Here is a 20,242-nt window from a genome sequence, read left to right as displayed (position 1 = left end):
ACGGCTTTCGATGGCCACACGCTGCCCAGATGCTTCCAAGCCCTATGTCGTGTGGACGGCGATCCTCGGCTCCAGTCTCGCCTTCATCGATGGCACGGTGGTCACAGTCGCCATGCCTCAGATGCGTGCAAGCCTCGCAGCCTCGCTCTCGCAGATGCAATGGGTCACAAATGCGTACGCGTTGACGCTTTCCGCCTTCCTGTTACTCGGAGGCGCTGCCGGCGATGCTTACGGGCTCAAGCGGGTTTTCATGGTCGGGATTGGCCTCTTTGGCCTTGCTTCCGTCTGGTGTGGACTGACCGTAACGCCTGAGACATTGATCGTCGCCCGAACGGTTCAAGGCATTGGCGGCGCTTTGATGGTGCCCGGTTCGCTTGCCTTGATCAGCGCGAGTTTCGAACCGGCAGAACGGGGCAAGGCCATTGGGACCTGGGCGGCCGCCTCCGGGATCGCCGCTGCGCTTGGGCCGATCCTTGGCGGCTGGCTCATCGATATCGGTCCTTGGCAGGCGATCTTCTGGATCAATCTTCCGATCGCTGTCGCGGCGCTCTGGTTGTGTTGGAGGCATGTTCCGGATGACCCGATTTCCGCCGGATCGAATAACTTGGATTGGTTGGGGGGAGTCCTCGCCGTGGTTGGCTTGGCGGCCCTGGCCTTTGGCCTGACTTCTCTTGGAGATTTGGGAGGTGCGAGGGAAGAAGCCATTCTTTCCGTCTTGATCGGAGCCATTTTTCTCACGGTTTTCGTGGCGCATGAGCGGCGCTCAAAGATCGCGATGATGCCGCTTGATCTTTTTCTTGTTCCGGCGTTCGCAGGGGTGAACATTCTGACGCTGCTGCTCTACTTCGCACTTGCCGGTGCTCTGTTTTTTCTCCCCACAACCCTCATCGAGGCGCACGGCTACTCGGCGGCGCGAGCCGGCTCCGTGTTCCTGCCCTTTACCCTCATCATGGCGCTTCTCTCGCGGTTGGGCGGCATCCTCGCCGACCGGTTCGGCGTTTGCATCCTTCTGACTGTGGGACCAATTCTGACAGGGGCGAGTTTCGCTCTTCTTGTCCCCGCCGTCGCTTCCGGAGATTATTGGTCCGCGCTTGTGCCGGTCATGGCGTTCATGGGTCTCGGGATGGGGATCACGGTTGCTCCTCTCTCGACAACCGTGATGAACGCGGCTCCGCCTCAGCGCATGGGCGTGGCGTCAGGCATCAACAATGCCATTTCACGTGTGGCAGGATTGCTCGCGGTCGCGTGTCTCGGTGCTGTGGCGACTTTCGGTTTTCAGGGCGCGGCCGCATCGGCGGACCCCGGCGTCGCAGCGCTTCTCGCGCCAGTGACATTCGGGGCTGCTCCGCCCAAGCCGATTTCGATGGATGCCAGTGTCCAGAATTCTCTGGCTCTGATCTACACTCAGGCTACGGTCAGAGGGTTTAGCTTGGTCGCCTTGATCTGCTCGGTGGCGGCAATCATGAGCGCCTATTTCGGGTATAGGTCAACACGCTCGCCATCCTGAACTCTCACGATGCCCGGGGCTTCCATCGTGGAGCAGTCTCTCCGTTGGGACGCCACCTAATAACCGCTTTTATGGATGCGAATAGGGGCGGGTCGTCCGGCTGGGGGCTTGATCTGGAAGGTAAGAAGCAATGTCGTCGGAGTCGGCGCACCGATGAGCACAAAAATCGCGGCTGCAAATGTCATGTTAAAGCGTGCCTACGAGGTCTCGACCTCCGATGACGGTACCCGGATCTTGGTCGATCGGCTTTGGCCTCGCGGGGTCTCCAAGGAGGCTGCCGCTCTCGATGAGTGGATGAAAGACATCGCACCGAGCACCGGTCTTCGTAAATGGTTCGGGCATGATCCAGCTCGTTGGGAGGAGTTTCGTCGGCGCTACACCGACGAAGTGCGTCAGAAGCCTGACTTGCTCAATCGATTGCGATCTTTAGCGCGACAAGGCCCGATCACGCTGGTGTATTCTGCCCATGACGAGACGCATAACGACGCTGTCGTTCTCAGGGAGATGGTTCTGAATCGGTAGCTGTTGAGCGCCGCTCTCGGTTTTCATCATCTTGCCTCAATCGCAGAGGACGATTCCGGCGTCCGAAAGACGGAGGTGGCTCGTGACTTCATCATGGACCTTCGAGGCCGTTCAATCGCTCGTGACCCTCGCCAAAGAGGGTGCTCCAGTCTCGGTTATCAGTCTCAAATTGAAACGCTCGGTCGTCGAGGTCAGGGCTAAACTCGATGAGCTTGGCATCATTCCGCCGGCAGAGGCCTAATGCCCAAGGCGTACGGAATGACTATCAGCCAGGCGTAGCCTCGCGTGGTGACGAATTGAACGCGATCGGTGCTTCTCGCCAGTGATGGCGAGGCGTGTTTCCTCTGTCTTGACTTCTTGAGGCCCGGGGAAAGTGGCCTACCTACACTCATGCTGGCTGCGACAGGGCATGACAGATGGCGTCTGGTTGGCGCCGTTTGTGCTTGTGTTGTCGAGGTCGAGCATTCGTGCAGCGGAGGCGTGCATGCGGATCATCCTTGTTGCCCTGATGATGTTAGGGGCTGCTCTTCCTTCGCGTGCGCAGCAGACACCGCCGCCCGATGCGATCCCAGTCGGGACCGTCCGCGCCGAGCAAAAGGCGATCTCGCAGAACATCGAATTCGTCGGCCGCGTCGAGGCCCCTGAGCGCGTCGACGTCCGCGCGCGGGTGAAGGGATATCTTGAGGATGTCCTCTTCAAAGAAGGCGACATGATCAAGGCGGGCGCCCCGCTCTACCGCATTGAGAGCGATACGTTCGAGGCGGAGGTCAAACAAGCGGAAGGCGCCCTGCAACGCAGCAACGCCGGTTACGATCTCGCGGTCATCCAGCTTCGAAGAGCGGAGGAATTGCTGAGTAAGAATGCCGGAACGGTCGTCGCCCGGGATCAGGCACGCGCTCTCGCCGACCAGGCGAAGGGAGCCGTCACGTCCGACGAGGCCAATTTGAGCACGGCGAAGATCAACCTTGGCTATACCGTCATCTCTTCCCCCATCGACGGGCGCATCGGCCGGACGAACGTCACGGTTGGGAATGTTGTCGGACCGGACAGTGGTGTTCTGACGACGATCGTCAGCCAGGACCCGATGTACGTGGTTTTTCCAGTCAGCCAACGTGAGCTGCTGAAGAATGCCGCCTCGGAGAACAAAGCTGATCCGCGTGACATCAGTGTGCGCATCCTTTTTTCGGACGGGGTCACCTACGATCAGGTCGGACGCATCAACTTTATCGACGTTTCGGTTGAGCGCACTACCGACACGGTCACCGCGCGGGCCGTCATGCCGAACCCGAAGGGGCAACTGACCGACGGACAGCTTGTCCGTGTCCTCCTCGGGACCGACAAGCCCGAGACCAGGATCGTCGTTCCGCAGGCGGCCCTCATTGCCGATCAGGGCGGCGTGTATGTCTTCATCGTTGAAGACGGCAAGGCGGTGATGCGGCGGGTCAAAGTCGGGGGCGAAAGCGGACCAGGGAGCATTATCGACGAAGGCCTGTCGGGTGGCGAGCAGGTGATCGTCGAAGGATTGCAGAGCGTGCGACCTGGTGCGCAAGTGAGAGCCACACCGGCGTCCAATGCCTTGAGCGGGATGTAGCACCATGCTCTCGGCCATTTTCGTCGACCGACCGCGACTTGCAATCGTCATTGCCATCGTCACCACCATTGCCGGCTTGCTTTCCCTTCTGGTGATCCCGGTCGCCCAGTATCCGGATATCATTCCGCCCCAGGTCTCCGTCACCACGAACTATCCCGGTGCCTCGGCCGATGTGGTGGACGCAACCGTCGCCCAGCCGATCGAATCCCAGGTCGTTGGCGTCGATAAGCTCATCTATATGAAAAGTGTCAGCGGGAATGACGGAAGCTATACGCTGACCGCCTCCTTCGAACTTGGCACCAATCCGGACATCAACGCCGTCAACGTGAACAACCGGGTGCAGGTCGCGCTCTCCAAGCTGCCGCAGGACGTGCAGCGGCAGGGTGTCACGGTCAAGAAAAAGTCGTCGGCCTTGCTCGGCGTAGTCGCTTTTTCCTCACCCAAACAGACCCACGATCCGCTGTTCATTTCAAACTATGTGACGATCAACATTCTCGATCAGGTCAAAAGCACGCCGGGCGTCGGCGACGCTTCTCTCTGGGGACCGCAGGACTATGCCATGCGGGCCTGGGTGCGGCTTGACCGACTGACGGGTCTGAACCTGACGACAGGCGATATCATCAACGCCATTCAGGCCCAGAACGTCCAAGCCGCCGTCGGCCGCATCGGCGCTCGCCCTATCTCGGACGATCAACAACTGCAGTTGAACATTCAAACCAAGGGCCGCCTGAGCTCCGTTGAGGATTTCGAAAAGATCGTCCTGCGGACGAACCCGGATGGATCGGTTCTCCAGCTTCGAGACGTCGCGCGCCTTGAATTGGGCGCTGCCAATCTCGATCGCGAAACCCGCTTCAACGGCGGGCCCGCCGCCGTGATGGCGATCTATCAATCCCCCGGTGCCAATGCTCTCTCCACGCTGGACGCGGTGAAGAAGCAAATCGGGGATCTCGCCCAGAGCTTTCCGGAGGATCTCGAGTGGAAGGTCACCTACGATCCCACGACCTTTGTGACCGACACGATTCACGAGGTCCAAAAGACCTTGGTCGAAGCGTTCATCCTCGTCGTCCTTGTGGTCTTTCTCTTCCTCGGAAGTCTGCGCGCGACGCTGATTCCAACCCTCGCGGTTCCTGTGAGTCTGATCGGCGCGTTCATTGTGCTCAATGCCGTCGGCTATTCCGCCAACTCCGTCTCCCTCCTCGCCGTCGTGCTGGCCATCGGTATCGTGGTCGACGACGCCATTGTCGTTGTCGAGAACGTTGAGCGCGTGATGGAAGAGCATCCCGAGCTTTCACCGGCCGAGGCAACCAAGAAGGCAATGGAGGAGATTACCGCTCCGATCATCGCGATCACGCTGGTGCTGCTTTCGGTTTTCGTGCCCGTGGCTTTCATTCCCGGCATCTCGGGCGAGCTGTTCCGCCAGTTTGCGGTGACGGTCGCGGTGGCGATGTTTCTCTCCGCGATCAATGCGCTGACATTGTCACCGGCGTTGTGCGGTGTGCTTTTGCGGCCGCACCACGGGCCGCGTCGCGGCATCATCGGCTTCGTGATGCGTTCCATCGACCGCGTTCGTGACGCCTACGGCAATGTGGTGGCGCGGATCGTCCGGGTGTCCATCATCGGGTTGGCCATGGTCGCGGTGGCGAGCGCCGGTGTGTATGCTCTCTCGAAGATCACACCCACGGGCTTTTTGCCAGAAGATGACCAAGGGGCCTTCTTCGTTGTCGTCCAACTGCCCGATGGTGCGTCTGTCGCAAGGACCACGGATGTCATTCGGCGCACCGAAGCGGTCTTGAAGGAAGAGGAAGCGATTGCGGATTACACCTCGGTCATCGGGCTGAACTTCATCGATAATTACTCGCAGGCCAATGCCGCGTTCATCGTCGTCACCATGAAGCCGTTCGAGGAGCGTCATGACCGGTCCCTTGGTGCGAATGCCGTCATCGCGCGTCTCGGGGCCAAGCTGCGTCAGATTCAGGGTGGGACGGTGGTTCCCATCGCGCCACCGCCGATCATCGGGCTCGGCACCGGCGGCGGCTTTACCTATGTCCTGAAGGATCTGCGCGGAGGGGACCCGAAAGCTTTGGCCCAGGTCTTGCGTGGGTTGACGGTCGCGGCCAATCAAGATCCGCAGCTGTCTCGTGTCTTCAGCACGTTTTCTGCCACCAACCCCTCTATCTATCTCGATATCGACCGGAACAAGGTGCAGATTCTCGGCGTGCCGCTGAACAACGTCTTCCAGGCGCTGCAGGCCGCGCTCGGCGGATACTACGTCAACGATATGAATCTCTTTGGACGCACATGGCAGGTGCAGGTGCAGGCCGAAGCGGTCGACCGATCGAAGGTCGATGACATTTACCGCATCAACGTCCGAAACGCCGACGGTGAGATGGTGCCGTTGCGAAGCCTTCTCGAGGTTCGGGTCATCGTCGGGCCGCCGGCCCTCATCCGCTACAACAACCGTCGCGCTGTTACGATCCAGGGGAGTCCGGCGCCGGGCGTTTCGTCCGGACAGGCGCTCAACGCGATGGAAAGCGTTGCAGCTCGTGTGCTTCCCGCAGGCTTCGCTGGGGAATGGACAGACACTGCCTTCCAGGAGAAGCGCGCCGAGGGCAAGACAGGCATCATCCTCGCCTTTGCGGTGCTTTTCGCTTTTCTCTTCCTCGTCGCGCTCTACGAGAGCTGGACCATTCCGATACCCGTGCTGCTGTCCGTTGCTATCGGCGTGCTCGGTTCTTTTGCCGCGATCGTCGTCGCCGGGCTGACTTTGGATCTCTACGGGCAGATCGGAATGATCGTTCTGATCGGCTTGGCGGCGAAGAACGGCATTCTGATCGTCGAATTCGCGAAAGAGCAGCGGGAGAGAGGTGTGCCGTTACTAGAGGCGGCGACCGAAGGGTCGCGGCTACGGTTCCGCCCGGTCATGATGACGTCACTGGCCTTTATTCTGGGCCTTTATCCCCTCGTGGTCGCAACGGGAGCGTCGGAGCTGGCGCGGCGTAATGTCGGGACACCCGTGTTCGGCGGAATGATCCTCGCATCGTTCGTCGGAATTTTCGCGATCCCGCCGCTTTACGTGATGTTCCAAGCGCTTCGCGAGAGGGTAAAAGGAACCGCTGGCCCCAAGGTTTTAAAGCCGGCGGACGCACCGACATCGCCATCGGTGCATGAAACGACCGAGCAGGCTTTGGAGCAAAACGCTATCGCGGAGGCATCAGAGCGGGGGTAGTTATCGGCAACGCCGGTAGATGGTCCCGGTCGTATCCTGTTCGTTGAAGTAGCGCGCGAGGCCACCGTCAGGCGAAGATGACATGATCGTCTTTACCTCATTTGCGGCGACGGAGTTCGCGCAGTGCATGTTGAGGATCTGACGGTTCCCGCTCGTCGGCTCGACAGAAAGGATTCGGCATGAGGCCTGGGGTGTCGTCAATCGGTTTCCGGACACGACGAAGGCTGGTGCGAAAATGTCGAGAGGCTTCTTGAAAGAGGTGCTCTTTCCTCCCGAGGCATAGACGGCCTCGCAGTTGAAGCTCTGCTCCAGCCAAGCTCCCTGATACGCGGATAAGTTCAGTTTCGCGGCATGTCCATCCGATGCCTCAAACGTCAGGGCGAGACCGAATGCGATGAAACCGATGGTGAAGCGAATGCTCATCGAGACCTCCTTTGGAGTCGGGTGCCGTTAGACTTGTAGAGACCGATGTTCCACGCTCGGAATGGCTGAGTGCGAGAGGCCATACTCCGAGGCATATAAGCGGTTAGCTTATCAGAATTCCCAGAGTTGAGCAGCGGCAACTCGCGAGGATCAGCTCCGTGTATTTCATTTAGAAAAAGTGACTTTCTTTCCCCTGCTTCCGCGCCACATGCATGGAGGTGGGAAGCGGGGCACGACAATGGTGCCGGACATGAGGTGTATTTCGCGCTCGGTTGTCCCTCATTTCCGAGAAGCCGCATGACACCGGCTACGTGGACCCGCTGAAGAGCAAGTGACAATGGGGAGATATACGGAGGACACGCAATATGGATTTCCTCGTCTCGGCCCTGCGGCACAATCCGGAACTTGCTATCTTCCTGACGTTGGCGCTCGGTTTCCTGATCGGCCGCATCAAGTTCGGGAGCTTTACTCTCGGAACAGTCGTCGGTTGTCTTTTGGCCGGTGTGCTGATCGGCCAACTCGACATCAAGGTTTCCCCTTTGGTCAAAACGATCTTCTTCGACCTTTTTCTTTTTACGACAGGTTACAAGGTCGGGCCGCAGTTCTTCCGCGGTCTCAAGAGCGATGCTCTTCCTCAGGTGGCCCTGACCGTTCTTGTCTGCGTCACTTGTCTGCTCGCGGCTTTCGGCTTTTCAAAGCTGATGGGATACGACGTGGGAACGGCGGCAGGCCTTCTTGCGGGAGCCTTCTCGGAGTCGACGGTGATCGGGACGGCCGGCGAAGCCATTCAACGCCTTGCCATTCCCGAGGCGGAGCGAGCTGCTCTCGTCAACAATATTCCGGTGGCCTACGCGGTGACCTATCTGGTGGGAACGGCCACGCTGGTTTGGTATCTTCCCACAATCGGACCGAAGCTCATGGGAATCAATCTCCGCGAGGAGGCTCTTCGACTCCGCGCGAGCGCCAGGAAAACCGATGAAACCATAGAAGGCGTCACGTCTGCGGCACGTTCATTCGACGTGCGGGCTTATCGCGTCACCAATCAAAATCTGTTTAACAAAACGATAGCCGAGCTTGAGAGCCTCCCCCGACATGCCCGCGTATTCATTGTGCGTGCTCGCAGTGGAGACCGGGTTCTGGACGCGGCACCGAATCTCGTCATCCAGAAGGACGACGTCATAGCGGTGATCGGTCGGCAGGAGATCCATGCCACACGCGGTGATATGATCGGCCCGGAAGTCAGCGACCCGGTTCTCCTCGACATTCCGCTCGAGACATTGGACGTCGTGGTCACCAATCGGTCGGTCGAAGGCAAGTCGCTAACGGAATTGTCGCATCTGCAATTCGCGCGCGGCGTCTTTCTGTCCAAGTTCACACGATCCGGGCTTGAAATGCCGATTGGGCTCGAAGCCCGCATTGATCGGGGCGATGTGATGCGCCTCATTGGACCCCTGCCCGAAGTCGAGCGGGCGGCAAAGGAATTAGGCTATCCCGACCGACAAACCTCGGCGACTGATATGGTTTTCGTTGGAAGCGGCATATTCTTAGGCGGTTTGGTCGGCCTCTTGTCCGTCGTGGTGTGGAGCGTACCGTTGACGCTCACGACAAGCGGGGGAGCGCTGGTGATGGGTTTGGTGTTCGGATGGCTGAGGTCCGTCTACCCGTTTTTCGGCCGTATTCCGGAGGCGGCCATTTGGATCTTCGATACCGTTGGGCTTTGCACGTTCATCGGCATCGTTGGCTTGAGCGCCGGTCCGAGTTTCATCTCCGGGCTGCGGGCATCCGGTCTGAGTCTTGTCGCCGTGGGTTTGATATCGGCTCTGCTGCCGCACACGCTTGGAATCCTGTTCGGACGTTTCGTGCTGAAGATGAATCCTCTCATCGTCCTGGGAGCCTGTGCCGGCGCCGGTACGATCACTGCTGCGCTACGTGCCGTGCAGGATGAGGCACAAAGCAACGTCCCGGCCCTGGGCTACACAATTCCCTATGCCATCGGAAACATTTTGCTCACCGCCTGGGGGCCCGTCATCGTTGGGATGATGACGCTCTGAAATGGATTTCGCTCGATTGAGCGATGTTCAACGCACCGAACACTGCTCGTCTCCCTGTCGCAGGGACAGTCACGCGTACCTACATAGTCTCTGAAGGCATTGTGCCGGAGAAAGACCATGACAGCTCTCGATCAAAAGCTGGGTCCGTCCGCGTTAGCTGAGCGGCGGTATAAGATCGGGATTATTATTTTTATTCTCGCATTCGCCGTGTGGCTGCTCATTCCGCTGGCGGCCGCATTACAGGTCTCGCCCTCTCGTATCGCAGCGTTGTCCGGGGCAATTTTTATTGCCAACAAGGTCCTCCTGGTCACCTGTGTGGTCGTCATGGGCAAGGAGGGATTCCAAAAACTCAAGGCTCTCGCGTTGAAAGGGATATTCCCCGTAGAGGTCGGCCCCACGCGATACACCATCGGACTGATAATGTTCTGCCTACCGCTCGTGTCAGCGATGTTTGAGCCATATGTCGAGCAATTTTGGCCTGATCTGGCATCAGATCTATGGCTCAAGGTGCTCAGCGACCTCATGCTGATCGCGAGTTTCTTCGTGCTCGGCGGCGAGTTCTGGAACAAGGTTCAAGCCCTGTTTATCCGGACGGCCAAGGTTGTTGACGTCGGGAACATGGATTTCCCGAACGGATCGTCGTCGACCCCTGCCCGCTAAGTCGCGACTTTCTTTCCTCGGTCTCTGCGCCAGATGCATGGAGATGAGAAACGGCGTAGGACCGTGGTGCCGGACATGAGATGGATTTCGCTCCGGATTGTCCCTCATTCCCGAGAAGTCGCATGACGTCGGCTGCGTGGAGCCGCTGGATGCCAGGGCTGGTGACAGCGCGTGAATACAAGCTCGCCTGGTTGCCGCATGACATCTTTGCAGGTCTCGTCCTCACGACGATGCTGGTGCCCGTCGGCATCGCCTATGCTGTCGCCTCCGGCGTGCCCGGCATCTATGGCCTTTACGCGACGATTGTACCGCTGTTGACCTACGCCCTCTTCGGCCCCAGTCGCATTCTCGTTTTGGGCCCCGATTCGTCACTCGCCGCCGTCATTTTGGGTGTGGTGATGCCCCTATCAGCGGGGGACCCGAACAGAGCGATAGCCATTGCAAGCCTGATGGCCGTGGTCTCGGGCGGCCTGTGCATTCTTGCGGGCGTGGCGCGTCTCGGCTTCATCACGGAATTGCTGTCGAAACCCATACGCTACGGCTACATGAACGGCATAGCGCTGACGGTCCTCATCAGTCAGCTTCCCAAGCTCTTCGGCTTCTCGATCGAGGGCGATGGACCTCTCAGGAATCTGTGGGCAATCGGCGCCGCCATCGTCGCCGGCAAGACCAACTGGATCACGCTCGCCCTCGGTGCGGCGGCCCTTGCGGCGATCCTGCTTCTCAAGAGAGCACCGCGTGTGCCGGGCATCCTGATTGCAGTGGTCGCCGCAACGCTCGTCGTCAGCGTGCTCGATCTCTCCGCGCGCGCCGGGGTTGCGGTGCTCGGCGCTCTCCCTCAGGGCCTACCAGCTTTTTCAATCCCTTGGGTTTCTTCCACGGATCTTGTGTCCGTCCTCGTCGGCGGCGCCGCCGTCGCGCTCGTGTCGTTTGCCGACACGAGCGTCCTTTCGCGTGTCTATGCCGCCAGAACCGGCGTTGCTGTCGATCCGAACCAGGAGATGATCGGGCTCGGCGCCGCCAATTTGGCGGCCGGCTTCTTCCAGGGTTTCCCGATCAGCAGCAGCTCTTCCCGCACTCCGGTGGCGGAAGCATCCGGTGCCCGCACGCAACTGACGGGGGTTGTCGGTGCGGCGGCGGTGGCGATCCTGCTGATTGCAGCTCCCAACCTTCTCGAGCATCTGCCCTCAACCGCGCTCGCGGCTGTGGTCATTGCATCTGCCATCGGCCTCATCGAGATCGAAGGCCTGGTCCGCATCTATCGTATGCAGCCCTGGGAGTTCTGGCTGTCGATTGTGTGCTTCGTCGGTGTTGCTGTCTTCGGTGCTATCCCGGGCATCGGTCTTGCGGTTGCGATCGCCGTGATCGAATTCCTGTGGGATGGCTGGCGACCGCATTCCGCTGTGCTGGGTCATGCTGAGGGTGTCATGGGCTTTCACGACACCAAACGCTATCCTCAGGCACGGCAGATTCCCGGCCTTGTGCTGTTCCGCTGGGATGCACCCTTGTTTTTTGCCAATGCCGAGTTCTTCCGCGAGCGTGTCCTAGAGGCGGCTGCGCAATCGCCGACGCCGGCCCGCTGGCTGGTCGTCGCGGCGGAACCCGTCACCAGCGTCGACGTCACTGCTGCGGACACCCTCAGCGAACTAAACGATGCCTTGCATGCGGCGGGAATCGATTTGTTGTTCGCGGAGCTCAAAGATCCCGTGAAGGACAAACTGAGGAAGTTCGGCCTGCTCTCTGAACTCGGCGAGCACTCCTTCTTCCCAACCATCGAAGCAGCGGTGAATACCTATCTCGAAACATATCCGGTCGCGTGGCCCGACTCCGAGGAGCGCCGCTTATGACGGAGCCGCGATTTGAATGGGCGCACGGCGCGAGTGGAGTTTTGTCATGAACTGGCTCCTGATCTTTATCCCCGTGACGGCCGCGCTCGAATGGTTCGCTCCCTCCAAACATCTGCTCGTCTTCATAGCCTCTGCCCTCGCCGTCCTTCCGCTCGCCGCGTGGATGGGGCGTGCGACCGAGCATCTCGCGGAACGAATGGGCGAGGGGATCGGCGGCCTTCTCAACGCCACCTTTGGGAATGCGGCGGAACTCATCATCGCCATCGCAGCTTTGCGCGCCGGGCTTCATGACGTCGTCAAGGCCTCTATCGCGGGGTCGATCGTGGGCAACATTCTGCTGGTCCTGGGAGCCTCCATGCTCGCGGGCGGTTTGCGGCGCCCGGAGCAGCGTTTCAATGCCGTGGCAGCGCGCTCTCAAGCAACGATGCTGACGCTGGCAGCGATCGGCCTGATCCTTCCGGCCGCCTATAACGTGGCCATCGGACAGCGAAGTTCCGGGAGCCTCACCGGGCTCAGCGTCACCATCTCGGTAGTGCTTCTGGCGGTGTATTGCTTGTTCCTGGTGTTTTCGCTCGTGACGCATTCCGCCCTTTTCACTGGAACCCGCGACGCTGAAGAGGAAGAGGAGAAATCCGCGCCACCTTGGAGCGCCGGCCGGGCGGCAACTGTGCTCGCCGCCGCCACGGTGATGATTGCATGGATGAGTGAGATCCTGGTCGGTGCGATCGAGCCGGTCGCGAAAGAGTTGGGCCTGAGCAAAGCCTTCGTCGGCTTGTTCGTGGTAGCAATTCTCGGAAACGCAGCCGAGCATGCGACGTCGGTCACTGCTGCGGTCAAAAACCGAATGGACCTCTCGCTCTCGATCGCGATTGGCTCGAGCGTACAAGTCGCGTTGTTCGTGGCACCCCTCCTCGTTCTCATCAGCCTTGTCGTCGGACCGGCCCCGATGGATCTCACCTTTCCGGCCGGGATGGTGCTTATCGTCCTGTTGTCCGTGTTGATCACAGGGCAGGTGGCGGGAGACGGGCGGTCGGATTGGCTGAAAGGCGTCCAACTTCTGGCCGTCTATCTGATCCTCGGCGTGACCTATTTCTTCTTACCGGATCCAGGCCCCCCATCGAGTCCATAGAGGTTGCGTCCAGCTCCGCTCATGATCGAGCTCCCACGCGGACGTCACTTTGATTGCCATGGCGACGGTCGGCTTTTCACTGCCGCGGGGCGTCGGCCTTACTCTGCGAAGCGCCTTCGCATAGCCTCAGATGACAGAATGCTCATTCGCAATATTGGGGATAAGAGCGCGACGTTCTAGGCGACATTCGCTCGCGACGCTCTGCGAGTTGCCGCTGGACCCCGATCTCTCAGCTGCTAATCTGCACGCGAGGCCGGTATTCTGATGAATGACGTTGCCGCTGGACCACGATCTCTCAGCTGCTAATCTTGTCAGAGAGTGCCTTGCGCCCCGTCGTGCGTTGCCGCTGGACCACGATCTCTCAGCTGCTAATCTGATGGCAAAGACGGTGCCCCAGGCAGGGACGTTGCCGCTGGACCACGATCTCTCAGCTGCTAATCTTGTTGGCTCTCATTCTTCTGGCTGTCGTCAGTTGCCGCTGGACCACGATCTCTCAGCTGCTAATCTCGATGTGCCGTTATCTCATTGAAAAACATGAGATAACGGCATTTTTTTGCGGGAAAAAATCACTTGTCACGTTAGAAAAGGGCCAGTTGATCGGGATTTTTCCTCTTTCGTTTTCGGCGCTGCCCTGAGAAGCGGACGATGTTTTCATATTGTCTGTCGGTAAAGGTGAGAATGTGAACGTCACCCTGATCGGGCAGATTGGCCTCGATCCGGCGCATGTAGGCTTCGAACTGTTCTTTGCCATTACAGAAGCGCGCATAGACGGAAAATTGGCTCTTCTCGAAACCTTCGTCTAGCAGGAATTCACGAAACTTCGTCGCGGCGCGTCCCTGTTTCTTGGTGGTAACGGGAAGGTCGAACATTACGAAGATCCACATGAGTCGATAACCACTGAGTTGAGTCGCCGTCATCGCAGCAGGGCATCCAGCCCAGCCAGATCGGCAGCAGACGGTGGTTGGGGAAGAACGAGAGCGGCCGCACCCCCACTCTGAAAACAATCGGCGAGGGTCTGCGCGGAGCGGATCGCGGCTCCTGAGACAGTGGTGGTGCCAGCCTCTCCGGGAAGATCAAGTGCGATCAACCCGGCGAAAGCCCGCTTTGCTTCTGGTGTCACGGAGTCGATTCCAGCCGCAATCAGGCGAAGAGTCAGGGCATCAACCAGCGGACGGAATGGCTCGATCAGATCGTCGGCCAATGCGAAGGCGTTGCCACGATTGGCGTGGTGTATGCCAATAGAGGGATGAAGCCCCGCCACTACCACGGCACGTGCGCACAGGGAGCGAAGGACCGCATAGCCATAGTTGAGCATCGCGTTCGCGCCGCCTGAGTCGCGGTCGCGGCGAAAATCCTCCCCCATCAGCAAATTCCAATAGCGGCGCGCAGCCTGCGCTTCCACATTCTCGGGGTCTCCCGAGCCGACTTTTCGCGCAAGAAGATCGAACGCGGAGGCGGGCTTGCCGTTGGCATCCAGTACCGCAGCCTGCCAGCGTATCTTTGCGATGACAATGCGCCGCCAAAGTTGTTTGGCGAGAGGCCTTCCAGCCTCCCATTGCGCGCGGATGCGCCCGTTCTGCGCGTGGTGACCGTCGAGGGGAAGACACACTGCCACCGGCGCATGGTTGGACCCGCAAAGCAGCATCAATGCCCCACGCTCTGCGAGAGCAATGACGAGGTTGGTAGACCATGTGACCCCGTGAGCATGCACGATCACGGCAGCCACATCGTCAAGAGGGATCCGCCCAACCTCCTGCCGCTCCTCCGAAACGATCATGAAGCCGCGATAGGCCGAGAGGTGGCGGCCATCAGTCGCGATATCGACGATCTGCTCCATATCCGCCTCCGCTCAGGTCGACTTCCTGCGTGTCCGACGCTTTGCTGTCCGGGCAGGGAAGCCCGGATCTTGAACACGTCCCAGTTCATCGATGCGGACCTGGCGCGCCTTGGCCTTCTTCAGGCTGCTCCCGGTAACTGACACATATTTGAATGGGTCTACATCGTTCGGCGCTGCATCGCGGCTCTTCAAGGACCCGGCTTCGTTAGGGGCAGCCAGAGTGATTGCGCCCATCTGGGAAAACTTCACCACTCGCATCAATCGCCTTTCGCCACCCTCCGGTTCAATGGCGATCACATCATTCTGCTGAAGGCTCAGAACCTTGCGCGCGATGTGATGGTCGGCTCTGATCTTCGATATCCAGCCGGGCTGATGCGCCTCAAACATCGAAACGACTTCCGGCACCCACTTGCCGTCCGCCAGTTCCCACACGTCATAGCGATAATTGGAATCGCCCTTGTAGCCTTTGTAGGCGCGGCCGGAGGCATCTCTGATCTCGATGACCTTCAGCGGCTCGACCACGCGCACGCGACGGATGCCGCGGAATTGTAGGGGGCCGAGATGCGGGAAGTCCACGATGGCCTTTTCGAAATCTTTCCCCTGACGCCCTTTCGTGAAATCACGCAGAGCCTCCTTAAGCTCCACATCGCGAATGTTGTCGAGATCGGAAGGGCTTAGCCCCCCAAGAGACTTTCGGGTTACGACGATGCTGTTGCCCTTCGCGTCCGTTTCGCCGGTCAGGCCGTAGGCGGTCTCATTGTGCAGCCGTCCAGCAGTGATATCCCGACCCTTTGACAATCCGGATTTTGAAACCGTTCCGTGATCGGCGCGATGACTGACAACGATGTCGTTGACGGCACGGCGCAGGTCGTCACGGAATCCCTGCCACGGCTCGGGAACGATGATGCGTTCGCGCCCCTCGCTGCCATCCTGCCCTGAAGCGCGCGCGATAGCCTGCAGCATTGACCGATCCACGATGGCAACAACCGCCGCGTCGATGGCGTGGTGGCGGTGATCCAATCGGTTCTTGGAGGCATCACCGCCAGCGAAGTTGTGATCGGGCAGTAACTCGTTGAGTCCGAGCTTTCGGCGGACCATTTCCGTTAGTCGGCCCGGCGAAACCCAGACGCGACTCGAACCCTCGCCTCGTTCCGGATAGAGTGCCGTTAAGTATTCGCGCGCAAGACGCGAGAGATATTGGGTGTCGACGAGGTGGCGAGCGAGGAAACCTCCCTCGTCCCTAAAACGCTCCATGGCATCCGGCTCGAACCGCCACCGCTTGTTCTTCGGCAGGCGGGCGGCGCGGGCGCCAATCTCATCCCATTGCGGGCTGTGTCCCCAGGTTTCGTAAGGCGAGCGCTTGCTCTTGAAACGGTTGGCCTCGCGCAGGCAGACGATCTTGTTGGCGTTGGAATCGTCCAGGGTCGTTTCGAACGGGAGAATATGGTCGACCTCAACCGCGCCAGAGAAGAGCATGTCGACGGAGATCTGCTCTCCGGTATAGATACAACGCCGGTCCAAGGCGTTCTCGCGGTTCAGTTCCTCCCAGAGCTTGAGAAGCGCGCGGTTGCCGCCGGTATCCGGCTGGCCGATTTCGATGAGCTTTTTGGAACGCTTCTCAGCCGCGACGCGGTTATCGTTGTTCTCTTTGTTGCGCTGCCTTTTCTCATCGTCGGTGAGCTTCAATTCGCGGGCAAGTTCAATGGCAATTTCCTTGGGAGGGCCGTAAGCACGGATAAGCCGGTTCACCACGCGGCGAAGCTGGTTGAGGCCGATGTGCACCGTCGGGTTGGTGAGCCGTCCGACGCGCATCTCCTCCGAATCCGAGGGTTCGCCCGAACCCGGCATGATGTGTTGTTCGAGAGCGACGCCGTAATAGGGTAGGGTGGCATGAACCTCGCCGGTCCGGCGATCGCTATGATGCCCGAGTCCGGCCCGTGCGACGGCCTCGCTGTAAACGATGACACGTCCATCTTCCGTTTCGTGACGTAAGGCTTCGATGAGGCGGCTCGTGGCCGTGGAGCCGAAACGTCCGCATCCTTGTGGTAGTCTGGCTGCGGTCGAGGCGACCGCTCTCGCCTCATCCGTCGAGAGAGCGTGCGTTGCTTCAAGCCAGCCGCGGAACTCCGCATCGTCTTTATCAGTCTCGACGTCGAGCAGGCGCTTCACGACCTCCCACTGCGCCTCGACGGAAAGATGCGCCCATCGTGTACCGAAGCGTTTCTTGTCGCCCAGTAGCGCGGAAACTTCATCGCCCTTGAGTTCGAGCCGATTCTCGCTCTCCTTGTTGAAGCGTGCCTCGGGGTCGAGTTTGAGCACCTTTCGAAGGGTCTCAAATTTCACCTTCGCCTTGTCTTTCAGTTTCAGGAACAAAAGTTCGCGCTCGTCCATCCTCAGACGTTCGGCTTTTTCGCCCGGGCGCACTATCATCAGCGCATTCAGCTCTTCCAACAGACGGCGCTGCTGGAAGAGAGGGTGCGCTTTGGGAAGCCGCTTCTCCTCGGGAATCAACATGCAGATTCCGACTTCCGGGGCCTTGAGCGGTCTCTGGTGAAAGACGATTTCGAAGAGCCGGTCGTGCACTTCATGTGTGAGCGTTGCGGGATGGTGCGGGGTTTGAGCCTCCCAGATGGCATCGAACTCTTCTTCGATAAGCGCCCGGCCCGGGTAAAAGTCGTAACCGTCACCCTCTGCCCCGTCCCCGGTCTCAGGGCGCAGCCGGGTTCTTACGCTTGGAATACGGTTGCGATCCGTTGCATCACCTCGGCGGTTATGCAGAAATTCGCCAAAGGTGCGGGCTCCGCTTTCCTCGATCGCTACTCGAAGCCGATCGATACCGACGGCAATCTTTCCGGCTTCATCGTCCGCTTTCCTTTCTGCTTTGCGGTTCGATTTGAAGCCTCGTCTCTGATTGAGATGAAAGAAGGCCCGGCCGATGTGATAGAGGGGCAGGGGCTCAACCAGTGCGCGCGCTCGCAACTCGAAGGGATCTAGGCCCTCAAGCAGCCTACGCTCGGCGCCATCTGCTGGAAACAACCCGCCTTTCGTAAGGTGCTTGATGAGCGCCGCCTGACGTTGCTTGAACCGATCCCGCCGCCGCCGCGCTGCCCGAGCATCGCGCCGATCAACTGCCAGGGAAGCGCCGGACTTCAGATCGCGCCCATCGCTATAAATCCGGGAACCTGCCCCGATAATGGCCGAAGGTTGCCCATTCCCGTCGAGGCGGAGCCCGCACCATCCGAGCGAGGTTGCGCCAAGGTCGATTCCAAGCCGCCAGTCCATCATTCCCTCCGGATTTTATCCCGCAGAATAAAATCCGATTGACCTAAGCAATTCAACTGTTAGTTTAGGCATCAGAGATCGTGGTCTGGCTGTTAACAAGCAGCTAGTCTGCACCAAATAAGGGCGGCGCTCCGGCGTCGCCTTTTTGTTTTCTGCGCAGCGATATTGCGCCTGTTCTCATTCAACAGGGAAGTATCGTCCCCGTTTTTGACCTGCTCGGGAGCGAGTCTTAGCTGGGGCATCGTCGAGATTTTTGCGAGCCCTTGCAGAGCGGGAAGGCTCCTCTCTAAATGAATAGTTTCCTGTCAACGAGAATTGCAATAACACGTTGCAATGCTCTCGAATTTTGCACGTTACGATACGCCACCCCTATTCCCCATGGCGGCGCCGCTGGAAGTGCGCGCTGAGGATCTCGCGAATGCAACGCTTGAGGGCGGCGCAGGAGATGATGTTCTCCTTCTCGTCGGTGGCGGGACCTTCGATCTGACCGCCCCCAGTGTCTTCAGCAGTATTGAAATCGTTCGCGGATCTGATCAGCACGATAAAATCATTCTGAATGAGGAGCGTTTCGCGGCCATCAAGACTTTCGAAGGTGGTGACAAATCGGCCATCACTTGGAACGAGCTTGTCCTCCAAGGTGAGGTATTTGACTTCACTGGAAAGATCGTCTCCGGATTTAGTCGGATTTCCCTGGCGACAGACAATGCCGTTCTCACGATTGCAGGGGGAGACGATGTTGCAAGGGCAACCGCCCTTCTTGCGGGGGGAATTGAGAGCCAGAATGATACGCTGGAGGCTCTTGGCCTCACGTTCACCTTGGGCGAGCGGAAGGCGTTGCATCGGCAAGGCATCGACACGATCATTGATGCGTCGGGTACATACCAAAATCTTGCGCCGAAGGTATTCCAGCTTGATGGCGACCGCATAACGGCCGTTGCGAGCCAGGTTGTCTTCGTCGATGTCGGCCGAAATGCGATACTCACTGACGACGATAGTGCTTTAAGCCTGCTGACAGTGCTCGCCCCGCGTGGGGTGAACGCCACGGGACGATTAGGCATTGAGGTTTCAGGCTCAGTTGAACTTGTGTCCGGTTATGTCGCCGGCAGTATCGTTAAAGTAGCAGGCGTCGAGGTCGGAATGCTCTGGGATGCCGGCGATATCGGCATGAGCATCGCATTCGGGCCGAACGGAACGCCTGAACGTGTTCAGGAGATCGTGAGGGCTCTGACTTTTACGATGGATGACACTCCGCCTGAGGCAAGCAGACAACAGCAGGTGTCGATTACGCTGGTGGATGAGGGTGGACGTAAGGCCACCTCGACAATCGTGATCGAGCAAGTTGTCGAAACAAGCCCACCAAAGCTGAGTTTAAGCCATGCCAGTATTCCCGAGCTGGCTCAGGACGGCACGGTCATCGGCTTGCTGACGGCAAGCGTCACTGGGGCTGGGGATTCCTTCACCTATTCGCTCGTCGATGACGCGGGCCATCGCTTTGCTATTCGGGGTGACCGGCTTGTTGTTGCAAGCGGCATCAAGCTCGATTTCGAGCAGCAGCGGTCCCACAACATCACGGTCCGTGCGAAGGCGCCGGATGGCAGCCACTTCGATCAGATTTTCACAATAACGATTGAGGACGTCACCGATGAAACCGTCCTGGGCGGCGTCGGGAGTGACGGTGTCGGAACTGGAGCTGGAGGATCCGGAGCGGGATCCAGAGGGGACAACACGCTGGTTGGCGGCCCCGGCAAGGACAAACTGTCGGGCGGTGAAGGGCGCGACAAGATCTACGGGAAAGCCGGCAACGATACGCTGACGGGTGGTGAGGGCGAGGACGTTTTCGTCTTCGATACAAAGCCCAAGGCACGCAAGAACATCGATACCATCACCGACTTCAACGTGAAATACGACAGCATCTATCTGGACAAAAAGATCTTCAAGGGACTGGGCAAGGCCGGATCCCCCGATGCGCCTGTCCAACTCAAGAAGGCGATGTTCTGGAAAGGGACGGCCGCACACGACAAGAGCGACCGCCTCATCTACGACCCGAAAAAGGGTGCACTGTTTTATGACCCGAACGGTTCTGATCCAGGCGGTCTCGTCAAGATCGCGGTCCTTCCCAAAAAGCTCAAAACCTTGAGCCACAAAGACTTTTTCGTCATCTAAGAAA

14 protein-coding genes and 1 CRISPR repeat array are annotated in these 20,242 nt (G+C 59.2%); of the genes, 10 read left to right on the top strand and 4 right to left on the bottom strand.

From position 1 onward, the window contains the following. Positions 1 to 10 precede the first annotated feature (10 nt). The 5 genes from AB4072_RS10250 (at position 11) to AB4072_RS10230 (ending at position 6,846) form a co-directional block, all read left to right on the top strand. A complete protein-coding gene (locus AB4072_RS10250; RefSeq protein ID WP_441967702.1) occupies positions 11 to 1,507 on the top strand; it encodes a DHA2 family efflux MFS transporter permease subunit in 1,497 nt (498 codons plus the stop codon). 153 nt (positions 1,508 to 1,660) lie between these two features. Next, positions 1,661 to 2,029 (top strand): DUF488 domain-containing protein, encoded by a 369-nt coding sequence (locus AB4072_RS10245; RefSeq protein WP_441967700.1) that lies wholly within the window; start codon positions 1,661 to 1,663, stop codon positions 2,027 to 2,029. A gap of 82 nt (positions 2,030 to 2,111) precedes the next feature. Next, positions 2,112 to 2,270 (top strand): hypothetical protein, encoded by a 159-nt coding sequence (locus tag AB4072_RS10240; RefSeq protein ID WP_441967699.1) that lies wholly within the window; start codon positions 2,112 to 2,114, stop codon positions 2,268 to 2,270. A 243-nt stretch (positions 2,271 to 2,513) separates the two neighbouring features. Continuing rightward, a complete protein-coding gene (locus AB4072_RS10235; RefSeq protein ID WP_441967697.1) occupies positions 2,514 to 3,620 on the top strand; it encodes an efflux RND transporter periplasmic adaptor subunit in 1,107 nt (368 codons plus the stop codon). A 4-nt stretch (positions 3,621 to 3,624) separates the two neighbouring features. Beyond that, positions 3,625 to 6,846 (top strand): efflux RND transporter permease subunit, encoded by a 3,222-nt coding sequence (locus AB4072_RS10230; protein ID WP_441967695.1) that lies wholly within the window; start codon positions 3,625 to 3,627, stop codon positions 6,844 to 6,846. On the opposite strand, the gene AB4072_RS10225 is transcribed toward AB4072_RS10230, so the two are convergent. Further along, positions 6,847 to 7,269: a hypothetical protein gene (locus tag AB4072_RS10225; protein WP_441967693.1), complete on the bottom strand. Its 423-nt coding sequence runs from the start codon at positions 7,267 to 7,269 to the stop codon at positions 6,847 to 6,849. A gap of 365 nt (positions 7,270 to 7,634) precedes the next feature. Between AB4072_RS10225 and aspT the strand changes: the two genes are divergently transcribed. The 4 genes from aspT to cax all read left to right on the top strand — a co-directional run bounded on the left by aspT (position 7,635) and on the right by cax (position 12,956). Further along, positions 7,635 to 9,320 (top strand): aspartate-alanine antiporter, encoded by a 1,686-nt coding sequence (gene aspT / locus AB4072_RS10220; protein WP_441967691.1) that lies wholly within the window; start codon positions 7,635 to 7,637, stop codon positions 9,318 to 9,320. Between the two features lie 117 nt (positions 9,321 to 9,437). Next, a complete protein-coding gene (locus AB4072_RS10215; protein WP_441967689.1) occupies positions 9,438 to 9,980 on the top strand; it encodes a transporter suffix domain-containing protein in 543 nt (180 codons plus the stop codon). A gap of 122 nt (positions 9,981 to 10,102) precedes the next feature. Beyond that, on the top strand, positions 10,103 to 11,827 hold the full coding sequence (locus AB4072_RS10210) for a SulP family inorganic anion transporter (protein ID WP_441967687.1): 1,725 nt from the start codon (positions 10,103 to 10,105) through the stop codon (positions 11,825 to 11,827). Positions 11,828 to 11,873: 46 nt separating this feature from the next. Then, the gene (gene cax, locus AB4072_RS10205) at positions 11,874 to 12,956 is read left to right on the top strand and encodes a calcium/proton exchanger (protein WP_441967685.1); all 1,083 of its coding nucleotides are present in this window, start codon (positions 11,874 to 11,876) and stop codon (positions 12,954 to 12,956) included. A gap of 206 nt (positions 12,957 to 13,162) precedes the next feature. Beyond that, positions 13,163 to 13,463: a CRISPR direct-repeat array (repeat unit 37 nt; unit sequence CGTTGCCGCTGGACCACGATCTCTCAGCTGCTAATCT). A 71-nt stretch (positions 13,464 to 13,534) separates the two neighbouring features. On the opposite strand, the gene cas2 is transcribed toward cax, so the two are convergent. Genes cas2 through cas9 form a run of 3 tightly spaced genes read right to left on the bottom strand, consistent with a single transcriptional unit; the run spans position 13,535 to position 18,075 of the window. Then, positions 13,535 to 13,873 carry a CRISPR-associated endonuclease Cas2 gene (gene cas2, locus AB4072_RS10200; protein ID WP_441967683.1) on the bottom strand — a complete coding sequence of 113 codons (339 nt, stop codon included), beginning with the start codon at positions 13,871 to 13,873 and terminating at the stop codon, positions 13,535 to 13,537. Next, positions 13,870 to 14,793 (bottom strand): type II CRISPR-associated endonuclease Cas1, encoded by a 924-nt coding sequence (gene cas1 / locus AB4072_RS10195; protein ID WP_441967682.1) that lies wholly within the window; start codon positions 14,791 to 14,793, stop codon positions 13,870 to 13,872. The genes cas2 and cas1 overlap by 4 nt, the downstream gene beginning before the upstream one ends. A gap of 12 nt (positions 14,794 to 14,805) precedes the next feature. Further along, on the bottom strand, positions 14,806 to 18,075 hold the full coding sequence (cas9, locus tag AB4072_RS10190; RefSeq protein WP_441967680.1) for a type II CRISPR RNA-guided endonuclease Cas9: 3,270 nt from the start codon (positions 18,073 to 18,075) through the stop codon (positions 14,806 to 14,808). Positions 18,076 to 18,408: 333 nt separating this feature from the next. On the opposite strand from cas9, the gene AB4072_RS10185 reads away from it, so the two are divergent. Next, positions 18,409 to 20,238, top strand: a complete 1,830-nt coding sequence (locus AB4072_RS10185; RefSeq protein WP_441967678.1) for a hypothetical protein — start codon at positions 18,409 to 18,411, stop codon at positions 20,236 to 20,238. The last annotated feature ends 4 nt before the right edge of the window (positions 20,239 to 20,242 follow it).

The organism is Microvirga sp. 2MCAF38 (assembly GCF_052115485.1).
Classification (GTDB): Bacteria; Pseudomonadota; Alphaproteobacteria; order Rhizobiales; family Beijerinckiaceae; genus Microvirga.
Note: the sequence above shows the minus strand (reverse complement) of the source record. Positions and strands in the feature narration are given on the sequence as shown.